Annotated in this window: 11 protein-coding genes; 8 read left to right on the top strand and 3 right to left on the bottom strand. The window is 58.8% G+C overall.

The window, feature by feature from the left end; all coding sequences use genetic code 11:
* The first annotated feature begins 11 nt into the window (after nucleotides 1-11).
* The 6 genes from pip to infB all read left to right on the top strand — a co-directional run bounded on the left by pip (nucleotide 12) and on the right by infB (nucleotide 7,386).
* Nucleotides 12-992 (top strand): prolyl aminopeptidase, encoded by a 981-nt coding sequence (gene pip / locus OO25_RS06045; protein WP_040175187.1) that lies wholly within the window; start codon nucleotides 12-14, stop codon nucleotides 990-992.
* Complete coding sequence (locus tag OO25_RS06040; RefSeq protein WP_040178952.1) at nucleotides 989-1,834, top strand: ABC transporter substrate-binding protein; 846 nt, start codon at nucleotides 989-991, stop codon at nucleotides 1,832-1,834. The genes pip and OO25_RS06040 overlap by 4 nt, the downstream gene beginning before the upstream one ends.
* Nucleotides 1,835-2,034: 200 nt before the next feature.
* On the top strand, nucleotides 2,035-2,625 hold the full coding sequence (gene rimP, locus OO25_RS06035; RefSeq protein WP_040178951.1) for a ribosome maturation factor RimP: 591 nt from the start codon (nucleotides 2,035-2,037) through the stop codon (nucleotides 2,623-2,625).
* A complete protein-coding gene (gene nusA / locus OO25_RS06030; protein WP_040175192.1) occupies nucleotides 2,625-4,250 on the top strand; it encodes a transcription termination factor NusA in 1,626 nt (541 codons plus the stop codon). Before rimP ends, nusA begins: the two co-directional genes overlap by 1 nt.
* A gap of 26 nt (nucleotides 4,251-4,276) precedes the next feature.
* Nucleotides 4,277-4,897 (top strand): RNA-binding protein, encoded by a 621-nt coding sequence (locus tag OO25_RS06025; protein WP_014876348.1) that lies wholly within the window; start codon nucleotides 4,277-4,279, stop codon nucleotides 4,895-4,897.
* 8 nt (nucleotides 4,898-4,905) lie between these two features.
* Complete coding sequence (gene infB, locus OO25_RS06020; protein WP_040175196.1) at nucleotides 4,906-7,386, top strand: translation initiation factor IF-2; 2,481 nt, start codon at nucleotides 4,906-4,908, stop codon at nucleotides 7,384-7,386.
* Between the two features lie 404 nt (nucleotides 7,387-7,790).
* On the opposite strand, the gene mutT is transcribed toward infB, so the two are convergent.
* Genes mutT through OO25_RS06005 form a run of 3 tightly spaced genes read right to left on the bottom strand, consistent with a single transcriptional unit; the run spans nucleotide 7,791 to nucleotide 10,269 of the window.
* The gene (gene mutT, locus OO25_RS06015) at nucleotides 7,791-8,189 is read right to left on the bottom strand and encodes an 8-oxo-dGTP diphosphatase MutT (RefSeq protein WP_040175198.1); all 399 of its coding nucleotides are present in this window, start codon (nucleotides 8,187-8,189) and stop codon (nucleotides 7,791-7,793) included.
* The gene (gene argJ / locus OO25_RS06010; protein WP_040178948.1) at nucleotides 8,186-9,415 is read right to left on the bottom strand and encodes a bifunctional glutamate N-acetyltransferase/amino-acid acetyltransferase ArgJ; all 1,230 of its coding nucleotides are present in this window, start codon (nucleotides 9,413-9,415) and stop codon (nucleotides 8,186-8,188) included. Before argJ ends, mutT begins: the two co-directional genes overlap by 4 nt.
* Before the next feature lie 2 nt (nucleotides 9,416-9,417).
* A complete protein-coding gene (locus OO25_RS06005) occupies nucleotides 9,418-10,269 on the bottom strand; it encodes a peptidylprolyl isomerase (RefSeq protein WP_040178946.1) in 852 nt (283 codons plus the stop codon).
* 177 nt (nucleotides 10,270-10,446) lie between these two features.
* On the opposite strand from OO25_RS06005, the gene secA reads away from it, so the two are divergent.
* Both secA and OO25_RS05995 read left to right on the top strand, forming a co-directional pair.
* On the top strand, nucleotides 10,447-13,146 hold the full coding sequence (gene secA / locus OO25_RS06000; protein ID WP_040175206.1) for a preprotein translocase subunit SecA: 2,700 nt from the start codon (nucleotides 10,447-10,449) through the stop codon (nucleotides 13,144-13,146).
* Nucleotides 13,147-13,292: 146 nt separating this feature from the next.
* Nucleotides 13,293-14,222, top strand: coding sequence for a hypothetical protein (locus OO25_RS05995; RefSeq protein ID WP_040178945.1), 930 nt, complete (start codon nucleotides 13,293-13,295; stop codon nucleotides 14,220-14,222).
* Nucleotides 14,223-14,233 lie beyond the last annotated feature (11 nt).

The raw sequence follows: 14,233 nt of genomic DNA, 5'->3' as shown, positions 1-14,233 counted from the left end.
TTAGGTCAGTAATGGACAAATACCCGTATCAAAAGCGCGCAGTGCAGTATTTGTACCCGCCCATCGAACCCTTCGACCAGCGTATGATCGATGTTGGGCAGGGGCACCATATCTATATGGAGCAAAGCGGCAATCCGGATGGCATCCCTGTGGTGGTCTGTCACGGGGGGCCCGGTGGCGGATCCAGCCCGGCGATGCGACGGTATTTTGATCCGGAGCGTTACAGGATTATCCTGTTCGATCAGCGGGGGTGCGGGCGGTCGCGGCCACATGCCTCCTGCGAGGACAATACCACCTGGCATCTGGTTGCGGATATGGAGATCATTCGACGCCTGATCGGAGTGTCGCAATGGATGGTGTTCGGTGGCAGCTGGGGGGCGACGCTGTCGCTGATCTATGCCCAGACCCATCCGGAGAGAGTGCGCCAGCTGATCCTGCGCGGCGTTTTCCTGATGACCAAGTCGGAGCTGGACTGGTTCTACGGAGGCGGCGCCGGTCGGTTCTGGCCGGAAACCTGGTCGCGATTTGTCTCGCTGATCCCGGACGATGAGCGCAGCGACCTGATCGCGGCCTATAATCGGCGGTTGTTTTCGGGCGATATGGCAGAGGAGATACGTTTCGGGCGGGCTTGGTCCGCTTGGGAAAATGCTCTGGCCTCTATCCACTCCAACGGCGTCTCAGGGGAAAGCCCCGGCGACTACGCCCGTGCCTTTGCCCGGTTGGAGAATCACTACTTCATCAACGGCGGCTTTCTCGACTACGACGGCCAGATCTTCGCCAATATGAGCCGCATATCGCATATTCCGGGCATCATCGTGCAGGGGCGGTATGATATGATCTGCCCGCCAACCTCGGCCTGGCGATTGAAGGAGCTGTGGCCAAATGCAGAGTTGAAGATGGTACGCAATGCCGGCCATGCTCTGTCGGAACCGGGAATCAGCGCGGAACTGGTGCGCGCGATGGACCAGATTGCCGAGGAGCAGGAGCCATGACACGGATCGACAGACGTGCGCTGTTTACATCGGGGGCCGCCGCAGCCTTGTTGGCTGCCACAGGTGCGGCGCTTGCGGATGCCCCGCGGCCGGGCGGAATTCTGCGATTGGCTGTGCCGCGGGATGGTGATCTGATGGATCATGTGGCTCGTGGTGCTGTCTTTGATACGTTGACGGAAATTGCCCCGGATGGGTCATTGCGCCCTGAGCTGGCCACCCGGTGGAGCAGCAGCCCGGATGCGCGGATCTGGCGATTTGATATCCGGTCCGATGTGGCATTTCATAGCGGGGCGCAGCTGCAAGCCCAGGATGTGGCCGCCAGCCTGCGCAACAGCGTTGTTGAGGCTGGTCATGTGGCGCGGGTTGAGGTGCTTTCCAAGGAGAGTATTCAGATTGCGCTGGGCGCCTCGAATCCGCATCTGCCTTATCTGTTGGCGGATGGCCGCTTTTCCATCGCTGCGGGGGGGGAGGTTTCATGCGATCTCTCTGCCGCAGATGGCACCGGATGCTACCGGGTGGAACGCGCGCGCGCTGGGCGTGATTTTCGGGCGACGCGGGTGATGGATCACTATAAATCCGGTCAGGCAGGTTGGGTCGACACGGTCGAGCTGATTGTGATTCCGGATGCAGAGGTTCGGGCAGAGGCCCTGCGCGAGGGGTACGTTGATGTTGCGGCCTTACCTGCGCCCGATGGGGTGTTGTCGCGCGGCAGTTTTCACTACCATCCGTCGGCGAGCGATATGGCGCTGGCGGCGCGCCGGGATGTCGGCCTTCCCCGCAGGATCGGCGCCCGCTCAGCGCTGGATGATGGCCGTATCGCTGAACGCTGGTGGCGCGTCTGATCTGTGAATTTGCGATGTCTGGCTTGCGGGCCGCCTGGCGCCTGACAGGCGACTGGGATCTGCCCCTTGCAGTTTGACCTGATACGGCGTATATGCCTGTCGTAACAGCGGCGCGTCGGGTTTTCCCCTCAGCTCCACCGGAAAATTCAACGGGCCGCGCGCCCGTTTTTTTGTGCCCGAATCACAGATCTGGAATTCGTATGACCAATGACCTGATAGCCAAGGCAGCCATCGACCGTCGGCTTGCCGAGATCATCACTCCGGTGATCGAAGATCTCGGTTTTGAGCTGGTGCGTATTCGGCTGATGTCTGGCAAAACCACCACGCTGCAAATCATGGCGGATAAGCCGGACGGCGGCATTGAGGTTGATGGCTGTGCCGAGATCTCCAATGCGGTTAGTGCGACGCTGGATGTCGAGGATCCGATCCTCGACAGCTACGCGCTGGAGGTGTCCAGCCCCGGTATTGATCGCCCTCTGACCCGCCTCAAGGACTTCGAGATGTTCGAAGGCTATGAAGCCAAGATTGAAACCAGCGAGCTGATCGATGGCCGCCGCCGTTTCAAGGGCGAGCTGGCCGGTGTTGAGGAGGACGAGGTTCTGATCAACATCCAGGAGCACGGCGAGACCATCACCATCGGTTTGAAGTTCGACTGGTTGAGCGACGCCAAACTGGTTCTGACCGACGATCTGATCAAAGAAATGCTGCGCCAGCGCAAAGCTGCGGGCACCCTGAACGAAGACGCATTCGACGAAATCGAGGCCGATGGGTCCGAAGAGGAGAAAAAGTAATGGCTATCACATCAGCAAACCAGTTGGAGCTTCTGCAAACCGCAGAAGCCGTGGCGCGCGAAAAGATGATCGACCCCGCTCTGGTTGTCGATGCGATGGAAGAAAGCCTGGCCCGGGCCGCCAAGAGCCGCTACGGCAGCGAAATGGATATCCGTGTGTCCATTGACCGCAAGACCGGTCGTGCGACCTTCACCCGTGTGCGCACCGTGGTCGAAGATGACGCGCTGGAAAACTACCAGGCGGAAATGACTGTTGAGCAGGCCAAGCAATATATGGCCGATCCGTCGGTTGGCGATGTTTTTGTCGAAGAAGTGCCTCCGGTCGAAATGGGCCGTATTGCCGCCCAATCCGCTAAACAGGTGATCCTGCAGAAGGTGCGCGAAGCTGAGCGTGATCGTCAGTACGAAGAGTTCAAGGATCGTGCCGGCACCATCATCAATGGTCTGGTGAAGCGCGAAGAATACGGCAATGTTATCGTCGATGTGGGCGCTGGCGAAGCCATCCTGCGTCGCAACGAGAAAATCGGCCGCGAGAGCTACCGCCCGAACGACCGTATCCGTTGCTTCATCAAGGACGTACGCCGTGAACCCCGTGGTCCGCAGATCTTCCTGTCGCGGACCGCGCCGGAATTCATGGCCGAGCTGTTCAAGATGGAAGTGCCGGAAATCTATGATGGTGTCATCGAGATCAAGGCCGTGGCCCGTGATCCCGGTTCGCGCGCGAAGATCGCTGTGATCAGCTACGACGGGTCCATTGATCCGGTCGGCGCCTGTGTCGGTATGCGTGGTTCGCGTGTGCAGGCCGTGGTCAATGAGCTGCAGGGTGAAAAGATCGACATCATCCCGTGGAATGAAGATCAGCCGACCTTCCTTGTGAACGCTTTGCAACCTGCTGAAGTGTCGAAGGTTGTTCTGGATGAAGAAGCTGGCAAGATCGAAGTTGTCGTGCCCGAGGAGCAGCTGTCGCTGGCCATCGGCCGTCGTGGTCAGAACGTGCGTCTGGCATCCCAGCTGACTGCGCTGGACATCGACATCATGACCGAGGAAGAGGAATCGGCCCGCCGCCAGAAGGAATTCGAGGCGCGCACCAAGCTGTTCATGGAAACCCTGGATCTGGACGAGTTCTTCGCCCAGTTGCTGGTCTCCGAAGGTTTCACTAACCTCGAAGAGGTTGCCTATGTCGAGCTGGACGAACTGCTGGTCATCGACGGTGTTGACGAAGGCACCGCCCAAGAGCTGCAGGCCCGTGCTGCGGACTATCTGGAAGCGCAGGCAAAAGCAGCAATTGACGCGGCCCGTGCCTTGGGTGCTGAGGACAGCCTGATTGACTTTGACGGTCTGACGCCCCAAATGGTTGAAGCGTTGGCCAAGGATGGCATCAAGACGCTGGAAGATTTCGCCACCTGCGCGGATTGGGAGCTGGCCGGCGGCTGGACCACCAACAAAGGTGAGCGCGTCAAGGATGATGGTATTCTTGAACCCTTCGATGTGTCGCTGGAAGACGCCCAGACGCTTGTCATGACCGCCCGCGTTCTGCTGGGTTGGGTGGATCCCACCGAACTGGAAGCGGACGCCGAAGAAGACGCCGACATTGAAGACGGCGAAGCAGAAGAAGGCGAAGCCTGATATCAGGCCTCGCAGCGAGGGTAGCAATGGCACGCGGTGGCAGTGACAAAGACCGGTCCGACGGACCGGAGCGAAAATGTCTGGCGACAGGCGAGATTCAGCCCAAGGAAGGGCTGATCCGCTTTGTTGTTGGTCCTGAAGGTCAGGTCGTCCCTGACGTGATGGGGAAGTTGCCGGGGCGCGGGGTCTACGTGACCTCAACCGAGGCTGCGCTTCGCACCGCGATAAAGAAGAAACTCTTTGCGCGCGGCTTCAAGGCGCCGGTAACGGTGCCTGATGGGCTGGAAGATGAAATCAAAGGTCAGGTGCTGCGGCGCCTGATCGAACTGATCAGCCTGGCGCGCAAGTCGGGCGATGCGGTCTCTGGCTATGAGAAGGTCAAGGACTGGCTGGCTAAGGAACATGCTCGTGTCTTGATTCAGGCTTCGGATGGATCGGGACGGGGCAAATCAAAATTAAGCACGCCGCACCGTGGGAAATTCATCGGATGCCTCACTGCGGATGAGCTGGGCATGGCCTTTGGGCGCCAAACTGTGATACATGCGGCGCTGGCCTCTGGTGGACTCGGCAAACGTGTTGTAGAGGAAGCGCAACGACTACAAGGTTTGCGCGAAACGGTGGGCGGCAAGGGCCGCACGGAAGGATAAAGAGCTTTATGAGCGATAGTGACGGCAAAAAGACGTTGGGTCTTCGTGGTGGGTCCCGGCCCGGGAATGTGAAACAGAGCTTCAGCCACGGTCGGACCAAGAATGTCGTGGTGGAAACCAAGCGCAAACGCGTTGTGGTCCCCAAGCCGACCGCGGCAAAAGGGGGCTCCGGTGCGACGCCCTCCGGCGACGCATCGCGGCGTCCGGCTGGCATCAGCGATGCAGAGATGGCGCGCCGCCTGAAGGCGTTGCAGGCCGCCAAGGCCCGCGAAGTGGAAGAAGCGGCACAGCGCGAAGCTGAGGAGAAGGCCCGCGCTGAAGAGCGTGAGCGCCGCCGGGCCGAGCAGGAAGCCAAGGAACGCGAACAGCGCGAAGCTGAAGAGCGTGCCCGTCAGAAGGCCGAAGACGAAGAGCGCAAGCGCGTCGAGGCCGAAGCCGCTGCAAAACGCGCAGCCTCTGACGCTGAAAAGAAAAAATCTGAGCCAGCCTCGGTACGCCCGGCCCCCGGCCCGTCCTCGCAGCCCCGCAAGGGTGACCGCGATCGCGACGACCGGCAGAACCGCAATGCCAAAGGTCGCAATGATGGTGGCGGTCGCCGCTCCGGGAAGCTGACACTTGGTCAGGCCACCGGTGGCGAAGGCGGTCGTCAGCGCTCCATGGCGTCAATGAAGCGTAAGCAGGAGCGTGCGCGTCAGAAGGCGATGGGCTCGGTTGAGCGTGAAAAGGTAATCCGTGACGTTCAGCTGCCTGAGGCGATTGTTGTCTCTGAGCTGGCCAACCGGATGGCGGAGCGTGTCGGCGAAGTTGTGAAATCGCTGATGAACATGGGCATGATGGTCACGCAGAACCAGACCATTGATGCCGATACCGCTGAGCTGATCATCGAAGAATTCGGCCACAAAGTTGTGCGTGTTTCCGATTCGGATGTCGAAGACGTCATCAAAGAAGTCGAGGACAAGGACGAGGATCTTCAATCGCGTCCGCCTGTGATCACCATCATGGGTCACGTTGACCACGGCAAAACCTCGCTGCTGGACGCAATCCGCGATGCGCGGGTTGTTGCTGGCGAGGCTGGTGGCATCACCCAGCACATCGGTGCCTATCAGGTGAAAACCGAAGGTGGCGCAGTACTGAGCTTCCTCGATACACCGGGTCACGCGGCCTTTACCTCCATGCGTTCGCGTGGTGCTCAGGTGACAGATATCGTGGTTCTGGTCGTCGCTGCTGACGATGCCGTGATGCCTCAGACGATTGAAGCGATCAACCACGCCAAGGCGGCGCAGGTTCCGATGATCGTCGCGATCAACAAGATCGACAAACCGGCAGCTGACCCGAACAAGGTCCGTACCGATCTGCTTCAGCACGAAGTGATCGTGGAAGCCATGTCTGGTGAGGTTCAGGATGTCGAAGTCTCTGCCGTTACCGGCCAGGGTCTTGACGAGCTGCTGGAAGCGATTGCGCTGCAGGCGGAAATTCTGGAACTGAAAGCCAACCCTGATCGTGCCGCGCAAGGTGCCGTGATCGAGGCGCAGCTGGATGTGGGCCGCGGCCCCGTTGCCACCGTTCTGGTTCAGAACGGGACGCTGCGTCAGGGCGATATCTTCGTTGTGGGTGAGCAGTACGGTAAGGTCCGTGCGCTGATCAACGATAAGGGTGAGCGCGTGCAGGAAGCCGGGCCCTCGGTGCCGGTTGAGGTTCTTGGCCTCAACGGGACACCCGAAGCGGGCGATGTTCTGAACGTGACCGACACTGAGGCTCAGGCCCGTGAGATCGCTGAATATCGTGAGCAGGCGGCGAAAGACAAACGCGCTGCTGCGGGTGCTGCGACCACGCTGGAACAGCTGATGCAGAAGGCCAAGGAAGACGAGAACGTCTCCGAGCTGCCCATTCTGGTCAAGGCTGACGTGCAAGGCTCCGCCGAAGCTATCGTTCAGGCGATGGAGAAAATCGGCAACAACGAGGTACGCGTGCGCGTGCTGCACTCAGGCGTAGGTGCGATCACCGAGACCGATATCGGTCTGGCCGAGGCCTCCGGCGCGCCGGTCATGGGCTTCAACGTCCGTGCCAACACATCGGCGCGGAACTCCGCCAACCAGAAGGGTGTGGAGATCCGTTATTACTCGGTCATCTATGACCTTGTGGACGACGTGAAAGCTGCTGCCTCGGGTCTGCTGTCCGCAGAAATCCGCGAGAACTTCATTGGCTACGCCGAGATCAAGGACGTTTTCAAAGTGTCCAACGTGGGCAAGGTTGCGGGCTGTCTGGTCACCGAAGGTGTGGCACGCCGCTCCGCCGGGGTTCGTCTGCTGCGCGACAACGTCGTGATCCACGAAGGCACGCTGAAGACCCTCAAACGCTTCAAGGACGAAGTGGCCGAGGTTCAGTCGGGCCAGGAATGCGGCATGGCGTTTGAAAACTACGATGATGTCCGCAAGGGCGATGTGATCGAGATCTTCGAGCGCGAGGAAGTGACCCGCACGCTCGACTGATCGGCAGTTCGACGATGAAATTAAAAAACCCCGGCCAATCTGGTCGGGGTTTTTTGTGGCAGGTTTGGGGGAGGACAAACCCGCCAAGGAGAGGCTGTGTTGGTGCCGTCAGGCCGCGAGGCTGACTGGTTCACCTTCGTAGGTTTTGTTTCCGACGCGGACTGAGATCTTTCCATTGGGCAGGCTTCGGACAAACGTGCCCTGTATAAAAATGAACGCGCCCTGTTTAATCGTTCGGATCATGATCGCTACCACCTTTGGTCGCCAAGACTTCAGAAAATTACTTCCGCTTGGCTCTCAGGGTTGACGAAAAACGTTAACGATTGATTGACGCGGGGATCGAAGCCCCGCCACAGAAGCTGGCGGAGCCACGCGATCGCGACATGAAACAGGGGAATTCCGGGCTACAGCCAGTCGCGCAGAATCGGGATCAGAGGAATGTCGGCGGCTGGCATCGGGTAGTCCCGCAGGTTCTGCGCGCGCACCCACTTCAGGGTTTGCCCTTCTTTGGCTTGCGGGATGCCCTCCCATTTGCGGCAGGCAAACAGGGGCATCAGCAGATGAAAATCATCATAGCCGTGGCTGGCAAACGTCAGCGGCGCCAGGCAGGATTCCCAGGTGTTGATGCCAAGCTCTTCTTCCAGTTCGCGAATCAATGCGGCCTCTGGGGTTTCGCCCGCTTCCACCTTGCCGCCTGGAAATTCCCATAGGCCTGCCATGGATTTCCCTTCCGGGCGTTGCGCAAGCAGCACGCGACCTTCCACATCAATCAGGGCGACAGCGGATACAAGAACCATCTTCATGACCGGTAATCCGCGTTGATGGAAATGTACTGATGCGTCAGGTCGCAGGTCCAGACGGTACTCTTCCCTTCTGCCAATCCCAGATCAACCTTGATGACAATCTCTGTTTTTGCCATCTCGGCGGCGCCGTCGGCCTCTTTGTAGTCAGGCGAAACCCAGCCTTTTTCGGCGACCAGCACCTCTCCGAATGAGATCGACAGCTTGTCCCTGTCAGCAGCAGCCCCGGATTTACCGATGGCCATCACCACACGGCCCCAGTTGGGATCCTCTCCCGCGATGGCGGTCTTCACCAAAGGTGAATTTGCAATCGAGAGGCCGTGGACCTTGGCGTCGTGATCATTCATCGCGCCTGTGACTTGGATTTCGACAAATTTGGTCGCGCCTTCACCATCACGAACCACCTGATGCGACAAATCCAGCATCACGCCCTCCAGCGCGAGGGCGAAATCTGCATTGCCGGTTACATCAACGCCAGCGGCGCCAGAAGCACAGAGCATCAAACTGTCAGAGGTCGAGGTATCGCTGTCCACAGTGATGCAGTTGAAGGTGCGATCGCAGATCTGCGACAGGAGGGCTTGCAGGTCTTCCTGTGCGATCTTTGCATCAGTGAAAATGTAGACAAGCATGGTGGCCATATTTGGCGCAATCATGCCGGAGCCTTTGGCAATCCCCGCAATAGAGACTGTTTTACCGTCGACCTCAACCGTGGCGCCGGCCCCTTTGGCGAAGGTGTCCGTCGTCATGATGGCTTCGGCAGCGCCTTCAATCGCTGACCCGTCCAGCCCGTCGTTCAGGGTCGCAATCTGCGACACGATCCGCTCATGGGGCAGCGGTTCACCAATGACGCCGGTGGAGGCGGTGAACACCCGAGCTGTCGGAATACCCGTGATATCTGCAACCGTGCGGGTAATCTCAGCAACGGAGGTCTGGCCATAGTGCCCGGTAAACGCATTCGAATTGCCCGAGTTAACCAGAATGGCAGCACCATGCGCGGTGTCATTGTCGCTTGAGGCCAGTTTTGCCTGGCAGTCCAGAACCGGGGCAGAGCGGGTCGCGGACCGGGTGAACACGCCTGCCACGGCGCTGCCCGGATCCATCACGGCGAGCATCACATCTGTGCGATCTTTGTATTTTACGCCAGCCGCAGCGGAAGCAAATCGAACCCCAGCGATTTGCGGAAGCGTGGGAAAGTGATCCGGTGCAAGCGGAGAGCGGGGCAATGCCATTGTCAGTTCCTTACCAGATCGAGGTTTTTCAGGATTGAGGGATCCAGATCTTCGATTTCCGGGCGTTCGATAGTGGCGGCTGTGGTCAGTGAGAGCACGCGCTCTTCTACCGCGTCCTGACGCATCTGCGCCGCCAGCTCTTCGCGAACCTCATCAAAGGTTGGCGCAGCGGAAGTACGTCGATCATTGAGCTTGATCACGTGCCAGCCAAATTGGGTCTGTACCGGATCGGAGACATCGCCAGCCCCCATCACCAGAACCGCTTCCTCGAATTCTGGGACCATGCGGCCCTTGCCGAACCAGCCCAGTTCACCGCCGTTGGGACCGGACGGGCCAGTGGAGCGTTCGCGCGCCAGAGTGGCAAAATCTGCACCGGCATCCAGTTCCGCGCGAATTTCGGCGGCATCTTCCTCGGTCTCGACCAGAATATGCGAGGCGTTGAATTCATCGCCGCCTGTACCGTCGGTATATTTCTCATCATAGGCCGAACGCAGATCTTCGTCCGAGGCTGCGTTTTCCATGACCTTTTCAATGACATCTGCCGCCAGCAGGGACCGCGCCTCGTTCTCCAGCGACAGAGCCACGTATTTTGGCACTTCGCCATTCAGCTCCTGCTTCAGACTGGTCTGCTGGATCAGCTGATCCAGGATTGCATCATAGAGAACATCATCGGGCAGCTGCTGATACTGCTGGGGCAATGTCGCGCGGGCAATGATCATGTGACCGATTGTGATCTCTTCACCGTTTACCGTAGCCACCACCGTGTTGGCATGGGGTTCAGCAGTTGCGGACATGGGCAGTGTCAAAGCGGCTGCCAGGGCCAGTCCTGACAAATAAGTGAGACCTTTGCGCATTGAATTCTTCCTATTATCTGGCCACGGCGGGGCGTAGCGTTGACACTGTATTTGCGGGACCTTACATCGCCATGAGGCCTTTGGCAGGACCGCTGTTCCATCATTGTTTATGGGTTGCGAGCGGGGCGGGCAAGCCTGCCAACGCCAGGGGTCAATGACAGGACGGTTGGAGAACACATGCTGGGTATCGGAACACTCGCCAAAAAGGTTTTCGGCACGCCGAATGACCGCAAAATCAAGGCGACACGGCCGCTGATTGCCAAGATCAACGCGCTGGAGCCCGAGTTCGAGAAACTCAGCGATCAGGATTTGCAGGACAAGACCGCCGAGCTGCGCAAACGCGCGCTGGACGGGGAAAGCCTGGATGACCTGCTGCCAGAGGCGTTCGCCAATGTGCGCGAAGCGGCGCGCCGGGCGTTGGGTCTGCGAGCCTTTGACACCCAGCTGATGGGTGGCATCTTCCTGCATCAGGGCAACATCTCCGAGATGAAGACCGGCGAGGGTAAGACCCTTGTTGCGACCTTCCCGGCCTATCTCAATGCGCTGACCGGCAAGGGTGTGCATGTTGTCACCGTCAACGAATACTTGGCCAAGCGCGACAGCGAATGGATGGGCAAGGTGTTTGCACAGTTGGGCATGACCACCGGTGTGATCTGGTCGGGTCAGCCTGACGCCGAGAAAATGGCTGCCTACCAAAGCGATGTCACCTATGCGACCAACAACGAGCTGGGCTTTGATTATCTGCGCGATAACATGAAGCCGTCGCTGGATCAGGTGTTCCAGAAACATCATAACTTTGCGATTGTGGATGAGGTCGACTCCATCCTGATCGACGAGGCCCGCACGCCGTTGATCATCTCCGGCCCGGCGGAAGACCGTTCCGAACTCTACTCCACCATCGACAAGCTAATCCCGCTGCTGAGCGATGATCACTACGAGCTGGACGAGAAAACCCGCGGCGTCACCTTCACCGAGGATGGCAACGAATATCTCGAACAGCAGCTGATCGCCCATGGTTTGCTCGAAGAGGGCGCGTCGCTCTATGATCCTGAGAGCACAACAGTCGTGCATCACGTCAACCAAGCCCTGCGCGCGCACAAGCTGTTCCAGCGCGATAAGGACTATATCGTGCGTGATGGTGAAGTGGTCCTGATTGATGAATTCACCGGACGGATGATGGCGGGCCGCCGTCTCTCCGAGGGTCTGCATCAGGCCATCGAGGCCAAGGAAGAGGTGAAGATTCAGCCAGAAAACACAACGCTGGCCTCCGTGACCTTCCAGAACTACTTCCGCCTTTATGGCAAGCTGTCGGGCATGACCGGTACCGCAATGACCGAAGCCGAAGAATTTGCCGAAATTTACGGGCTTGGTGTTGTCGAAGTGCCAACCAACCGTCCGATTGCACGCAAGGATGAGGACGATCAGGTCTATCGCACCGCCATGGAAAAATACCAGGCGATGATCAATGAGACCAAGAAAGCCCATGAAAATGGGCAGCCGGTTCTTCTGGGCACTACCTCGATTGAGAAATCTGAACTGCTGAGCCAGCTTCTCCAGAAGGAGGGCATCAAACACAACGTGCTGAACGCCCGCCACCACGAGCAGGAAGCACAGATCGTCGCTGATGCTGGTCGCCTGGGTGCGGTGACCATCGCCACCAATATGGCGGGCCGGGGCACCGACATCAAACTGGGCGGCAACGTTGAGTTTAAGGTGCTTGAGGCCATCGCAGAAGACCCTGATGGGGATCACGAGGCCATTCGCGCCCGCATCGAAGAGGCTCATATCGCCGATGAGGAAGCGGTCAAACAGGCCGGTGGTCTGTTCGTCATGGCCTCTGAGCGTCACGAAAGCCGTCGCATCGACAACCAGCTGCGGGGTCGTTCCGGCCGTCAGGGGGATCCGGGTCGCACGGTGTTCTACCTCAGCCTTGAAGATGATCTGATGCGGATCTTTGGGTCTGAGCGGCTGGATAAACTGCTCTCAACCCTGGGCATGAAGGAAGGCGAGGCGATTATTCATCCGTGGGTGAACAAATCTCTGGAGCGCGCGCAGGCGAAAGTCGAAGGCCGCAACTTCGACATGCGCAAGAACGTGCTGAAATTCGACGATGTCATGAACGACCAGCGCAAGGTGATCTTTAACCAGCGCCGTGAAATCATGGCGGCTGAGGATCTCTCGGAAATTGTCGCTGACATGCGCCACGAGGTGATCGACGACCTGCTGGATGCACACATGCCCGCCAAGACCTACGCGGATCAATGGGACAGCGAGGGGCTGCAGGAGCAGGTTCGCGAGAAGCTGGGTCTGGATGTTCCGGTTGTGGACTGGGCCGCGGAAGAGGGTGTCGATGACGAGCAAATTCGCGAACGTCTGGTGGAAGCCAGTGACGCGAAAATGCTCGAGAAGACTGAGGCCTTTGGCCCGGAAACCATGCGCAACATCGAAAAACAGGTTCTGCTGCAGACAATCGATGCGAAATGGCGCGAACATCTGCTGACGCTGGAGCATTTGCGCTCTGTCGTGGGTTTCCGTGGCTACGCGCAGCGCGACCCGCTCAACGAGTATAAAAACGAGAGCTTCCAGCTGTTCGAGAATATGCTTGATACGCTGCGGGAAACCGTCACTCAGCAGCTGGCCCATGTACGCCCGATCAGCGAAGACGAGCAGCGCCAGATGATGATGCAGATGGCCGCGCAACAGGCCGAACTGCAGAAGGCTGCGGCGGGTGGTAGTGCAGCAGCAGCGCTGCAAGAGGCACCAGCAGATGGTTTTGTCGAGGACGATCCCTCCACTTGGGGCAATCCATCACGTAACGACAAATGCCCCTGTGGCTCCGGCAAGAAGTTCAAACACTGTCACGGCAGCCTCAGCTGAGGTTTCGAGGCGGAAGTATTTGGCACATAATTCAGAGAAATCAGTGACAATTGCACGGTTTCGCCAGATTCTCTGCAAGGGGCGGCCATCAATTGGCCGCCTTTCTGCGTCACGGTTCCTTAACCTTTTTGGGTAAGGAGTCGGTAATGATCAGCAAACGCACAGCCCTGATGAGTGCGGCGACCCTCTGTAGCGCCCTGGCGATTGGTCTTGTTATGCAGCATACCGCTGGCCCGTCGCGGACGGCCGCAGCGATGGCAATTCCTACTCCCGATCCGACAGCCATTACGGAAACAGCGCTGCCTGATCTGCCGACGGATGCTCCGCTTCAGATTGACGCCATCAGCCTGACGGCAGCAACACCCGAGGTAGGTGACAGCGACGCTCTGCAACTCCTGCGTCAAGATCCCGAAACCACCTGCGAGATGACCGCTGAAGCGGTTCCCGGTCCGATGGCTGAGGTTCGATTGACGGTGTTGTCGCTGTGTCGGCCGGGCGAGCGTTTGACCATCCATCACAATGGCATGATGTTCTCCAGCCGACTGGATGCAACGGGCGCGCTGACGGTGCAGATCCCAGCTCTGTCGTCTTCCGCGGTGTTTATCGTTGAACCCAAAAACGGTCGTGGTGCGGTGGCGACAACATCGGTTCCGGATCTGGATCTTGTTAGCCGGGTTGTGCTGCAATGGGCGGGTAACAGCGGGTTTGAATTGCATGCGCGGGAATTTGGTGCGGGCTATGGCAGTGCCGGTCACGTTTGGCATGGCGCCGATCTGACGGCGGGGCGTGGAAGCGTCGTGCAGCTTGGTGACGCCACGCAGTTGGCCCCGCGTTTGGCGGAGGTCTATAGCGTGCCACGTCTTGGCGGCGATCAAAGCGGTGCGATTGATCTGACCGTGGAGGCCGAAGTGACAGCGATCAATTGTGGTCGCGATGTTTCGGCGCAGACGCTGGAATTGCGCAATGGGAGTTTGCGGACCCGTGACCTGACCCTGGCAATGCCGGATTGTGCCGCCACAGGTGACTTTCTTGTGTTGAATAATCTTCTGGAAACCCTGAAAATCGCCGCAAATTAACTCGCGGTTTA

Source organism: Phaeobacter sp. S60, from assembly GCF_000826845.1.
Lineage (GTDB): Bacteria > Pseudomonadota > Alphaproteobacteria > Rhodobacterales > Rhodobacteraceae > Phaeobacter > Phaeobacter piscinae.
This window is presented reverse-complemented; position numbering and strand designations above follow the sequence as displayed.